General features: G+C 47.6%; 12 protein-coding genes. 4 read left to right on the forward strand and 8 right to left on the reverse strand.

The genetic code is table 11. The annotated features are described in order from the left end of the window. Window positions 1–75: 75 nt before the first annotated feature. Genes HMPREF2626_RS08255 through ytpR form a run of 4 tightly spaced genes read right to left on the reverse strand, consistent with a single transcriptional unit; the run spans window position 76 to window position 3,790 of the window. Complete coding sequence (locus tag HMPREF2626_RS08255; RefSeq protein ID WP_070620004.1) at window positions 76–972, reverse strand: UTP--glucose-1-phosphate uridylyltransferase; 897 nt, start codon at window positions 970–972, stop codon at window positions 76–78. Window positions 973–1,010: 38 nt separating this feature from the next. Then, complete coding sequence (gene murC / locus HMPREF2626_RS08260; protein WP_070620007.1) at window positions 1,011–2,330, reverse strand: UDP-N-acetylmuramate--L-alanine ligase; 1,320 nt, start codon at window positions 2,328–2,330, stop codon at window positions 1,011–1,013. Further along, entirely contained in the window at window positions 2,323–3,123 is an 801-nt protein-coding gene (locus HMPREF2626_RS08265) for a hypothetical protein (RefSeq protein WP_070620009.1), read from the reverse strand. Before HMPREF2626_RS08265 ends, murC begins: the two co-directional genes overlap by 8 nt. Window positions 3,124–3,154: 31 nt before the next feature. Next, window positions 3,155–3,790, reverse strand: coding sequence for a YtpR family tRNA-binding protein (gene ytpR / locus HMPREF2626_RS08270; protein WP_070620012.1), 636 nt, complete (start codon window positions 3,788–3,790; stop codon window positions 3,155–3,157). 304 nt (window positions 3,791–4,094) lie between these two features. On the opposite strand from ytpR, the gene HMPREF2626_RS08275 reads away from it, so the two are divergent. Next, window positions 4,095–4,457: a hypothetical protein gene (locus tag HMPREF2626_RS08275; RefSeq protein WP_067975236.1), complete on the forward strand. Its 363-nt coding sequence runs from the start codon at window positions 4,095–4,097 to the stop codon at window positions 4,455–4,457. Between the two features lie 271 nt (window positions 4,458–4,728). Here the strand turns inward: HMPREF2626_RS08275 and trmB are convergent, their stop codons facing one another. From trmB to HMPREF2626_RS08295, 4 genes are all read right to left on the reverse strand, one after another. Then, a complete protein-coding gene (trmB, locus tag HMPREF2626_RS08280; RefSeq protein WP_070620016.1) occupies window positions 4,729–5,385 on the reverse strand; it encodes a tRNA (guanosine(46)-N7)-methyltransferase TrmB in 657 nt (218 codons plus the stop codon). 155 nt (window positions 5,386–5,540) lie between these two features. Beyond that, the gene (locus HMPREF2626_RS08285; RefSeq protein ID WP_070620020.1) at window positions 5,541–6,341 is read right to left on the reverse strand and encodes a phosphotransferase family protein; all 801 of its coding nucleotides are present in this window, start codon (window positions 6,339–6,341) and stop codon (window positions 5,541–5,543) included. A 120-nt stretch (window positions 6,342–6,461) separates the two neighbouring features. Then, window positions 6,462–7,676 (reverse strand): ABC transporter permease, encoded by a 1,215-nt coding sequence (locus tag HMPREF2626_RS08290; RefSeq protein ID WP_070620023.1) that lies wholly within the window; start codon window positions 7,674–7,676, stop codon window positions 6,462–6,464. Window positions 7,677–7,678: 2 nt separating this feature from the next. Beyond that, window positions 7,679–8,407 carry an ABC transporter ATP-binding protein gene (locus HMPREF2626_RS08295; RefSeq protein ID WP_070620026.1) on the reverse strand — a complete coding sequence of 243 codons (729 nt, stop codon included), beginning with the start codon at window positions 8,405–8,407 and terminating at the stop codon, window positions 7,679–7,681. 189 nt (window positions 8,408–8,596) lie between these two features. Between HMPREF2626_RS08295 and HMPREF2626_RS08300 the strand changes: the two genes are divergently transcribed. The 3 genes from HMPREF2626_RS08300 (at window position 8,597) to HMPREF2626_RS08310 (ending at window position 10,467) form a co-directional block, all read left to right on the forward strand. Beyond that, complete coding sequence (locus tag HMPREF2626_RS08300) at window positions 8,597–9,028, forward strand: HIT family protein (RefSeq protein WP_067975213.1); 432 nt, start codon at window positions 8,597–8,599, stop codon at window positions 9,026–9,028. A gap of 7 nt (window positions 9,029–9,035) precedes the next feature. Continuing rightward, window positions 9,036–9,410, forward strand: a complete 375-nt coding sequence (locus HMPREF2626_RS08305) for a YtxH domain-containing protein (RefSeq protein WP_070620070.1) — start codon at window positions 9,036–9,038, stop codon at window positions 9,408–9,410. Window positions 9,411–9,504: 94 nt separating this feature from the next. Continuing rightward, window positions 9,505–10,467: a peptidylprolyl isomerase gene (locus HMPREF2626_RS08310; RefSeq protein ID WP_070620030.1), complete on the forward strand. Its 963-nt coding sequence runs from the start codon at window positions 9,505–9,507 to the stop codon at window positions 10,465–10,467. The last annotated feature ends 634 nt before the right edge of the window (window positions 10,468–11,101 follow it).

Below are 11,101 nucleotides of genomic sequence, written 5' to 3' on the forward strand. Positions count from 1 at the left end.
AGAAGTGGCTCCTCTTCACAAAGATCCGCCGAAGTCTTTCAGACTTCTCTGGATCTTTGCTCCAGAGGTCCACTTCTAACCGCGCTCCCTCTCACCCTTTAACTTAGGGATTATTTCGTTTTTGAGGTAGTCTTTGAATTCGGGACCGGTTTGTTTGTGGCGGAGGGCGTATTGGATGCTGGCTTTGACCATGCCTAGGGGTTCGCCGACTTCGTACCATTCACCGTTAAAAATGAGGCCGTTGACGCCCTGGTCTTGGGCGATTTGGCTGAGGGCATCACTGAGTTCAATTTCCCCTGATAGGGGATTGACTTCTTGGCCTTCTAGGGCGCGGAAGATGCTTTGGTCTAAGACATAGCGGCCACAGATGGCGTACTGGCTGGGGGCTTGGTCCTGAGGCTTTTCAACGACATTCCGGGCTGGCAGCATGCCGTCTTCAGCTTCTTGATCAGGATCTAGGATACCATAAAGTTGGGTCAATTCTTTGTCAATTTCTTGGACTAAGACAGAACTCTTGCCGGTCTTGTTGTAGGCAGCCATCAAGGTTTGAGAAGCTGGTTCTTCGCTCACCAAAATGTTATCACTCAGCATCAAGAGGAAGGGTTCTTCCCCCACAAAGGATTCGGCTAGGGCAACCGCATCGCCAAGGCCCTTAGGATAGTGCTGGCGTTTGAATTGGATGTTCTCTAATGTGGAATCTTGGACCATGGCTAGGAGTTCATCTTTGCCCTTGGCTTCCAAGTTCTCTTCCAGTTCAATATTAGCATCGAAGTGGTCTTCTACCGAGCGTTTGTGACGACCGGTAATCACAAGAATTTCTTCAATGCCAGCTGCTAAGGCTTCTTCAACGACAAATTGAACGGCTGGCTTATCCATAACGGGAATAATTTCCTTGGCCATAGACTTGGTTGCGGGGAGAAAACGGGTCCCTAAACCAGCCACTGGAATAACAGCTTTTCTAATCTTTTTCACTTGCTTGGCTCCTTTCAGCACAGTTTACGGCTCAGTCTCTAACGTGATTTCAAGGCTTCAGCGTAAGCTCGACCATACTTAGGCACATCTCCTGCCCCCATGAAGAGGACAACGGCATTGTGGTAGCCCATGAGTGGTCCCATATCGTCTAAGTTAAGAATTTGCACAGGCTTGGTCACTTTGGCAGCCAGGTCTTCACTGGAGACTTGGTGGGTATCCTGTTCGCGGGCTGAAGCGAAGATCTCACACAAGAAGACTTCATCAGCTTGGTCGAGGGCTTGAGCGAATTCATCCATTAAAGCCAGGGTTCGGCTATAGGTATGGGGCTGGAAGACGGCAATGATTTGCTTATCAGGATAGCGCTGCTTGGCGGCGTCTAGCGTGGCTTTAATTTCTGAGGGATGGTGAGCATAGTCGTCCACCAGGGTCATATCAGCCACTTCCGTCACATTAAAGCGTCGTTTTACGCCCGCAAAGCTTGACAGGGCTTCTTGGACCTTATCTGCTGGAAATTCTTCCAAACAGCAGAAACCAATTACAGCCAGGCTATTGAGGATATTGTGCTCCCCGCAGCCCTTGATCCGAAACTGGCCGTAATGCTCACCTAGAACTTCTACATCAAATTGGCAGCCGGTCGTATCGCGGACCACATGATGGGCGACAATATCATAGTCCCCGTCAATGCCGTAGTAGAGCACATGGTCCTTGTCCGCTAATCGTTGGAGATAAGGGTCATCCCCGTACATGATGGCTTTCTTTTGCACCTGGTTAGCGAACTGGCTATTAGCATCAAAAACCTGTTCAATATTTTGGTAGTAGTCGGGATGGTCGAAATCAATATTGGTAAAGATAGCATAGTCGGGTTCATAGGCGAGGAAGTGTTCCCGGTATTCATCCGCTTCTAGGACAAAGTATTCTGCCTGCTCATCGCCATAACCTGTGCCGTCCCCAATTAGATAAGAGCTGGGAACATTGAGGGAGAGGACATGGGACATGAGCCCAGTGGTTGAGGTCTTGCCGTGCGAGCCGGTAATGGCCACACTGGTATAATTCTTGATAAATTGTCCTAAGAACTTATGGTAGCGGGTAACTTTTAACCCGAGCGCCTCAGCCTTCTTCACCTCAGGATGGTCATCGGGGAAGGCGTTGCCTAGGATAATTTCCATACCTTCATGAATATTATTCGGATCGAAATCTAAGATACGAATATCTGCCGCTTCTAAACCTTGTTGGGTAAAGAAATAGGTCTCCACATCTGAGCCTTGTACCTTATAGCCTGCTCCGTGTAAAACGAGTGCCAGGGCACTCATCCCTGAACCCTTAATTCCTGTGAAGTGATAGATCGTTTCTTTATTCATGGTTATGCTTATCTCCTGTTCCTTGGTGTTTCGAATAATAAGGGGTCTGCTCACTGTCCTCATCGCTCAGGCCAGCAAAGACACTCCCCTTGGCGTAGCGTGGTCGCTCTTGGGCCATAATCGCTTTAAAATCTCGGTTAAGGCCCCCCTGACGTGGCTTGGTCTGGGCCGGCTTCTGTTCACTCGACTTAGCTGGCTGACTAGCTGCCTTACGCGTAGCATTGGCTTTGCTTAGCTGCTGGCTAACCGAATTTGACTGGGCCTTGGTCCTCCCCTGCCGTCGCTTCTTGTCTCGTTCATGGTCATTTTTTTCCGAGCTCTGGACTGCATGTGACTGGGCCTTCTGCTGGATCGAAGGGACTTCCGAGGGGCGAAAAGGCCGCCGGAATTGATAGTTCTCGTAAGCGCGCAAGTCTCGCCGAATCTTCTCATAGCGAGCTTCCCGGTCCTCATCCCGGTAGAGGGCATAGTCTTGCTGGCCCTCATGTTGGCGATTGGGCCGGCGATGATTCGAAGTTGGCCTTTGTAAATTATTGAGCGGCTGTTGGCGGGCCTGGTCGAAGCGGTGCTGGCGTTTAGCTTCCTGTTGATGGCTTTGAGGGGTCCACCAATTCTCATAATTCTGTGGCTGACGATCGCGCTTCTGCTCATTGAGGTCAGACCGCCAGTTCATATAATTTGGAAAGTAGGGTTTCTTCACGTCATCGGCTAAGAGCTTGTCGTCCTTCTTTTGGTAGAAGGGCTGAAAATGCTCTTCACGCTCACGCTTCAACCGTTCATCATTCCATTTCAAGGCTCCCCCTCCTTAGCTTCTTAGGTCTCTTCTAATCGGTCGTTAAACTTGATAGGTCAAGTTCTGAAAATGGTGTTCCAATTGGCACATCGTCTTTAATTTCAATAATGCCTTGGAGCTTATGTTCAGGGTCAACGCCCAATTCATAAGCTGAACACAGCATACCTGAACTCTGCACGCCGCGCAATTCGCTTGGCCAAATCACCAATCCATCTGGCATCACGGCACCCGGCAAGGCCACAACTACCTTCATGTCTTGGTGGACATTGGCTGCCCCACAGACAATCTGATAAGTTTGGTCTTCGCCAACCTGGGTTTCCGTAATATGGAGATGGTCCGAATCCTCATGATCAACGCAGGACTTGACATAGCCCACCACAATCGCTGGGTCATTATTGGTACTGATTGTTTCAAAGCCCTTCTCATAGAGCAATTGATTAAGGGTATCGAGCTGCTCATCGCTCAAACGAACTTGGCCTGAGCCCTCTAATTTAATATAGTCAGAGATGGAATGGAAGTTATAGCCCATGGTATTATCCGTCTCTTTGTTATAAATCCGCGTAATCCCGGCAATAGTTTCCGTTGCAATTTGGTCTTTTTGTAATTGGCCGCGTGTCACCATCAAGACATCGCCGACGCCCTTCGGATTGTAAAAACAGATCCACATGAATAATTTGCTCCTTTTCTTCATTTACTGGCAGCACTTGCTGCCTTGCTTTGGCTTCATCCCTAGATGAAAAAATAGTCTAGTTAATTTCTAAACTAGACAAGCCTTCTCAATATAAAGCATCAGATCATTCCTTTCAAATTATATACTTTTTACCTAAAAAAGGCAACGCCCCTCCATCATAGGCTGGAATTATTCAAGAAATTCGCCAAATTTCAGCTTTCCTAGACTTTCCATCTGTTAGCGTTTTAATTTAAGCTTTTTCTTGCTATAATAGGACTAATAGAAGAGAGGAGTGTTTCTTTTGGTATTTGATTTAAAAGATAATTTAAAAAATAAGGCCTATGCCCTAGCTGGTACCCTATTCGTCTGTGGCGCTGTCATTGGGGCTGTCTCGACTGCCCTCTACATCGATAGCCGGGACAAGAATGAACGGGCCAAAGTAGACGGTCAGAGCGTGATTGAAGAAGTCAAGGCCCTCTTAGCTCAGGATGGCGAGATTGAAGGCTCTTGGATTGAACTCCAACCCCTGAAGAAAGAACGCTACGGCCAAGAACAAGTGCTTTACTTCGGTGGCGTCTCCCGCCAAGAAAAAGGCCACTTAGTCCAATATGAATTCATTGCAGACGCCCAAAGCGGTCAAATCATCGACCTCTACCAAGTTTAAAAACAAAGAAAAGAGTCTGACAAAAGTCGTTCAGGCCTGAACCAGCTCATGCATACTATATCTGTAACTCGCTACGCGTCGAACAGCTATAGCAACTGTCCGCGAACTATTTCCAATCGTTGACCAACGATCGGACATAGTTCGTGAAGTGGATGTCAGGCCTGACTTTTGGAACAGGCTTAAAAAGAAGCAGCAACTTTTGTACCAGCCTCTTCCCGCATCAATAAAAAAGTTCGGCAGTTAAAATGCGCCGAACTTTTTTGTGTTTTATTTAACTTTCATGTTGAGGATAGTAAGCCTCCAAACGATAAATCGGCTGGCCCTTAGCCGCAAACTTCTCCTCATACTCCGTCATGATATTGCCTTCAAAATCACTGGCATGGAGGTCTAACCAAACTTGGCGGAAGGCCATGCCGTATTGGGACATACTGGCCAAGGAATATTCAAAAAGTCCCTGGTTATCCGTCTTGAAGTGGATCTTCCCTTCTGGCTTGAGAACTTCCTGGTACTGGGCTAAGAAATTAGGGCTGGTCAACCGGCGCTTGGTGTGGCGGCGCTTAGGCCAGGGATCAGAGAAATTCAAATAAAGACGGTCTAGGCTGCGGGCTTCAAAAAAGTTGGAAATCTCACGGCCATCTGACCGGATAAAGCGCAGGTTAGGCAAGGCTTGGTCTTCATCCAAGACCTTCTGCAAGGCCATGACAAGGACGTCTGAATACATCTCAATCCCTACATAGTTAATCTCTGGATGGGCCTTGGCCATACCAATCAGGAATTGTCCCTTGCCCGTCCCCACTTCCACGTGGAGGGGCTGGCCCCGGTCAAAGACCTGGTCCCACTTGCCCTGGGCCTGGTCTGGTTCTGGAATCACAATATTAGGGTAATCCTTAATCATATCGATTGCCCAAGGTTTATGTCTTACACGCATAGTGCGCCTCCTTATATCTCTTTCAATCCTAGATCTATTTCTCAAATGCTATCTAAGTAGCTACAAAAGCTAGCCTTATAGCCTCTCTTAATGACAAAAATAAAAGCGGGCCAAGCGCTCTAAAAGAACCTGCCTGCTTCTATTCCGATCTAAAGTTAATACTGGTCTTGGAAATACCGGTTATCGTAAATATGTCTCAATTTTAAAATTGCTTCATTGACATCCACTTGCCGATCCTTGCGGTAGCTTTCCTTAATTAAGAGTAACAGATTAATTAAAGCAAACCACTCGATCCGCAGATAAGAACTTTCATCCACCTGGAGGCCATAGCGCTCCCACCAGCTCTCCCAGTCTTCACTCGGGATATATTGAACAAGAACCTGGGTCAAGTCCGAGATGGGATCCGCAATCCGAACCGATTCCCAGTCGACCAGGTAGAGGCGGTTCTGTTCAGATAGTAAGAAATTCTTACGGTTGAGGTCGCCGTGGCAAACCGTCTTAAGGGATTGCTTAATGAAGGGAGCGGTCTCTTCTAAATAGGTCAAAACCTCATTCAAGAGGCTATGGGAAGCCAAGTGGTGGTGGAGCTGGTCTTCATAGTCAGCGATAAAGTCGCTGCACCCCCATTCCTGGCCCCCAATCTTCACTAGCATCTTATAGAGATGGTCCGAGTGTTGGTAGCGATGGATGAGCTTGATAACCTGGCTTTGGTGCATCTCTTGTTCCGTCAGGGTGTGGCCGCGCAGCCATTCTTGGGCCGAGAAGGTGTCTCCCGTACTGGTCCGTTTTGACCAGATCAAGCGCGGCGTAATTCCCTCCATGGAGAGAGCAGCAAGGAAAGGAGAAGAATTGCGCTTGAGGAAGACACGTTCCTGCTTATGGGTGCCCATGAAGGCCTGGCCCGTATCCCCACCAATCGGATGCAAGGTCCACTCCTTGTCAAATTGATATTCCAATGCTGTTCCCTCCTTTTTCTTTAAGATGATTTTCCTTTCCCAAACAGCGAAAAAGAAAAACTAAAGCATTCATTATTGTAGTCATTATTTTCCATATAGTCAATCATTTCGTTGGATCTTTTAGCTCTTTCTACCGCGCCGACGTCCTGTCTTTTTCTTTTGGAGCCTAGCCGATAAGTAGAAACGGATAAAAAGAAATTCTAAGATGAGACCAGCCACTAGGTAGAAAGCAGCCAGAAGCCCAAAACCTGCTAAGAAGAGAGCCAGACTCAAAGCGAGCACTTGGAATGTGTACACTTGCCAGAGTAAGCTTTGGAAGGCCTGGTGCCCTGCTTCTTCTGCTTCTGGGTAAATCTTCAGCATAGTCTGCCCCTGCTTGAGGCTAGCCAGGGGTAAGAGTTGGAAATGGCTAGCGTAATTTAAGAGGAGGAAGACGAAGAGGCTTAAAGGATGTTTAGGAAGGGTGAAGGCCAGTAAGAGGCTCAGCAGGGTCAAGCGCCGCCAGATAGGAAAGAGGTCCGTCGACCGCCAAAAACTGCGGCTATAGAGATAAGCATGGGCAGAAGGCGCCTTAGTCAAGGGCAGGGTCAAACCATCGAGATAGGCCCGGCGCTTGGTCTGTTTTTTGCCTGCTTTTAAATCGACGAATAAAGACAGGAAGGCAGTCATGGCTTGCTTACTCTGTCCTTCACTCACGAGGAGACTCTGCCAATCCCAGCGGTCGCCCCAAGTCAAATGACCGCCTTGCCAAAGACAGAAAAGAGTCGCCAAGCCCAAGGCCCAAGCAGGATGGTAGGTAAAGGCTAAGAGATAGGTCAGGAGGGGGAATACCAAGCCTAGCCCATTTGCTTGCTTGCCTTGGTCCTGGAAGCCACGGATTGCCCTCATCAGACTCGCCGCCTTCAAAAGCACAAAGCTTGCGCCGAGAGCTAAGACTTCCCAGCCTGTCCACTGCTGGCCCCATTTAAGATAAGGCCAAGCGACTAGGCAGACCAGGGGTGCCAGCAAAGCTTGTTTAAGAAGTGAGGACTTGAACGCTTCTTTAAAATAATACCGCCATTCCCTTTCTAGGGGCAGGAGAAATTGGATATCCGCCTCCTTTAGATAGGTCCTAACCCCCCCTGCCCAAGTCAGCAGGGTAAAGGCTAGGACCAGGATGCCATCTGCGACTGGATCCCTGCCTTGGAGTTGGTGGACCCAGGTTGAATAATTGAGTGAGAGGGCCCCAACAAGGAACATCAGGGCAATGACAAAGTGGTCATTAAAGATATAGCGACTGTAGTGGAGAAAATCTTGAAAGGCTTTTTCTTGACGTTTTTTGAAGAGTTCTTTCAAATTTAACCCTCCCTTGCCAGTTGGATATAGAGTTCTTCCAGGCTTGCCTCTTCTTGGCCGAAGACCTGGCGGATGTCTTCCAAGCTCCCCTGGGCGCGCAAATAGCCCTCATGGAGGAAGAGGAAGCGGTCGCAATAAGATTCTGCATTGGCGAGAACGTGGGTAGACATCAAGACCATGGCCCCAGCTTCCCGCTTGGCCTCCAGGATTTGGATAAAGTCATGGGTAGCTAAGGGGTCCAAGCCCAGGAAGGGTTCATCAATAATATAGAGGTCAGCTTCAACCATCATGGCACAGACAATCATCAATTTCTGCCGCATGCCCTTAGAGAAATGCTTGGGCATCCAATCGAGTTTCTCATCCAGGCGGAAAGTCTTCAACATGGGTATGGCTCGGTCTAGAATTTCCCCCTTTTCGATCTGGTAGGCGAGGCCAATCATATTCAGGTGTTCGCGCAGGGTCAGCTCATCATAAATCATCGGCATCTCCGGAATATAGGTGAAAGCCTGGCGATAAGCCCGGTTATCTTCTTCCAAAGTCTGGCCATTAAGACGGATTTCTCCGCTCTGAGCTTTAAGTAGGCCGATAATATGCTTGATCAGAGTCGATTTGCCTGCCCCGTTCAAGCCAATCAGGCCGATAATCTCCCCCGCTTGGATATCAAAACTTATATTATGGATGACGGGCCGGTTGAGATAACCGCCTGTCAGCTGCTTGACACTGAGACTCATTCTTGTCGTCCTCTCCTCTTTTTTCAATTTAAGTCTAGTTTATCAAAGTTTGCTAGTGAATTTAACTTTAAAGTTTAAAATTTTAGCTAAGACAGGGGCCTTGCTGGGTCGCGCTTCAATTGTCCCATTCCCTAGATTATGCTAAAATGAGCCTAGTATACGAATTAACAATTGAAAGTGGTGGATCAAATGACTGATTGTATCTTTTGTAAGTTAGCCAATGGGGAAATCCCGACCAATATCGTCTATGAAGATGAAGTTGTGACTGCCTTCTTGGACACTAGCCAAGTAACGGAAGGTCATACCCTCATTGTGCCTAAGAAGCACCTTAAGGATATCTATGACTATGACATCAAGGATTCTGGCGCTATCTTCCGTCGTATTCCGATTGTTGTCCAAGCCCTTCAAGCTGCCTTGCCAGATATGCAGGGGGTCAATATCCTCAATAACAATGGAGAAGTCGCTTACCAAAGTGTCTTCCACTCCCATATCCATCTGATCCCTCGCTATAGCCGCGATGGCGATGACTTCAAAGTTGTCATGCCGGATAATGGTGACCAATACACGGACGAAGACCTCGCTAAACTCGCCCAACGCATCCATGAAAAGGTTGAGGTGTAGGATGGCCATGAGTTTTTTTAAAGGTTTATTGACCGGTGCTCTTCTGGGCGGTGTCACAGCCCTGCTCAAAAACCCTAATACTGGTGAAGAGAACCGACGCAAGTTACGCGCCTACAGCCAAGATATTACCGCGGCTTCCCGGAAGCTGGAAGGCAGTCTAGCCGAAACTCAGATTGCCCTGTCAGACCTAGCTAACCAAGGTTTGTCGACGGCTAAAGTCGCTCGTGATGACCTCAGTGAAGCCATTCGTGACTTCCAAACCTCTACCCTTCCCCATCGCAATGCCATCCAGGAGAAACTTGCCAAGATCAATGCGGACCTTGAACAGACCCAAATGAGCCTAGAAGACCTAGAAGAAAGACTCCAAGCTGATAAAGAGTAAATTTCTTTAAAGGATCCTAGAATACTGCTCAGCATGAGTCGACTTATGTTATATTTAAGCTACAAAAAAAGAATTTTGATCAAGGAGTCATCGCATGAATTGGAATAAAAAATTAAGCTTAGGCGCCCTTACTTGCGCCGCAGTCCTCAGCCTCGCCGCTTGCTCCAGCCAGAATGAAGCAGGCCAGAATGTTATTGCCAAAGGTGAAGGCATCGAGGTAACGGAAGATGAATTAGTTAAAGAACTTAAGGCTTCAGCCGGCAATGCCGCTGTCCAACAATTGGTTTTCGGCGAAATCTTTGAAAATGAACTAGGCAAGGACCGGGTTAAAGAAATCGAAGATGAAGTGGACGCCGATACGGTCAAACTCGTGGCCCAGTATGGCAATGAGGACAAGTTCAAAGAAGTCGTTGCCGCTAATGGCTATAGCAGTGTGGATGAATACAAGAAAGCCCTCCGCTACTTCAAGCTATTAACAGAAACCATTTCTAAGAATATCAATGTTTCTGACGACGAAGTGAAGAAAGCCTATGAAAACTACGAAGCCCCTCGTAAGGTCTCCCACATCCTGGTCAAGGACGAAGACAAGGCTAAAGACCTGATTAAACAAATTAATGAGGGCGGCGACTTCGCCAAATTAGCAGAAGAGAATTCTGAAGACAAGGGCTCAGCCAAAGAAGGCGGTAGCCTGGGAGAAGTCACTAAGGGTATGATGGTTAAAGAATTCGAAGAGCCTGCCTTCAAGCTCAAGGCCGGTGAAATGACCCAAGAACCTGTCAAAAGTCAATACGGCTGGCACATTATCAAGGTAGACGAAGTTGGCAACAAGGGATCTTTCGAAGAGGAGAAGGAGAAACTTGAAAAACAACTCCGTAAAGAAAAGATGGATGACCCTAAACAAGTCCAACAAGTGCTTAAAGATGTCTTGGATAAATACCAAGTGAAAATTACTGACAAGGACTTCAAGAATGCTCTAGACACCTTCCAAACTTCGAATGACCAAGAAGCCGCTAAAAAACAGGCTGAAGCTGAAGAAGCTAGCGAAGAAAGCAAGTAACTCTATATATAAAAAATATAATCTAGCTAAAAGCCAGGAAAACAAGCTCATTGAGCTAGTTCTCCTGGCTTTTTTGCTTGGAATGATGACCTCGCACTTTCTAATGAGGGGGATTCTACTCATATACCTTGGCAAGTTGCTTATAGCGTTGGTATTAGCAACTAGGATATTGGCAACTTGCGAATGGCGCCGCTGTTTGCGAGTAAGACATCGGCTACTTGCTAATGATGGCCCCGTCTGCGAGTTAAGCAGAGTCTAGTTTCAAATAAGGATCCCGTTAGCAAGTAGGACAAGGGCTACTTGCAAATAAAGGCCCCGTTTGTGACTTGCCGATCAGGAACTCTCAATTGATCCCTCAATTCACAACTTGCTCATTTAAATTCCCTTCTTTTCCAAGAATGAAAACACTCTAGCCCGGCTGTACTGCGCCGAGCTAGAATGTTAGTCAATTATTTATGTATTATGAGCTTTTGCTCACATCCTAGTTGGATTCGGGCTGGCAGCTTTCCTGTCACTTCACAAGTCTCCGCCGCAGTCCTACAGACTGCTCTGGCGACTTGCTCCAGTGAAGGAAAGCTAAACGCCAGCCCTCTCACCCTGTATAGTCGGGTTCGGTCGCGCAGAAGTGGCTCCT

The sequence above is a fragment of the Aerococcus sp. HMSC062A02 genome, from assembly GCF_001809535.1.
GTDB lineage: Bacteria > Bacillota > Bacilli > Lactobacillales > Aerococcaceae > Aerococcus.

Excerpts from the sequence above, each read along its gene's own strand:
- trmB (WP_070620016.1), bottom strand. The coding sequence starts at position 5,385 with ATGCGTGTAAGACATAAACCTTGGGCAATCGATATGATTAAGGATTAC.
- HMPREF2626_RS08310 (WP_070620030.1), top strand. The coding sequence starts at position 9,505 with ATGAATTGGAATAAAAAATTAAGCTTAGGCGCCCTTACTTGCGCCGCA.
- HMPREF2626_RS08295 (WP_070620026.1), bottom strand. The coding sequence starts at position 8,407 with ATGAGTCTCAGTGTCAAGCAGCTGACAGGCGGTTATCTCAACCGGCCC.
- murC (WP_070620007.1), bottom strand. The coding sequence starts at position 2,330 with ATGAATAAAGAAACGATCTATCACTTCACAGGAATTAAGGGTTCAGGG.
- HMPREF2626_RS08305 (WP_070620070.1), top strand. The coding sequence starts at position 9,036 with ATGAGTTTTTTTAAAGGTTTATTGACCGGTGCTCTTCTGGGCGGTGTC.
- ytpR (WP_070620012.1), bottom strand. The coding sequence starts at position 3,790 with ATGTGGATCTGTTTTTACAATCCGAAGGGCGTCGGCGATGTCTTGATG.
- HMPREF2626_RS08300 (WP_067975213.1), top strand. The coding sequence starts at position 8,597 with ATGACTGATTGTATCTTTTGTAAGTTAGCCAATGGGGAAATCCCGACC.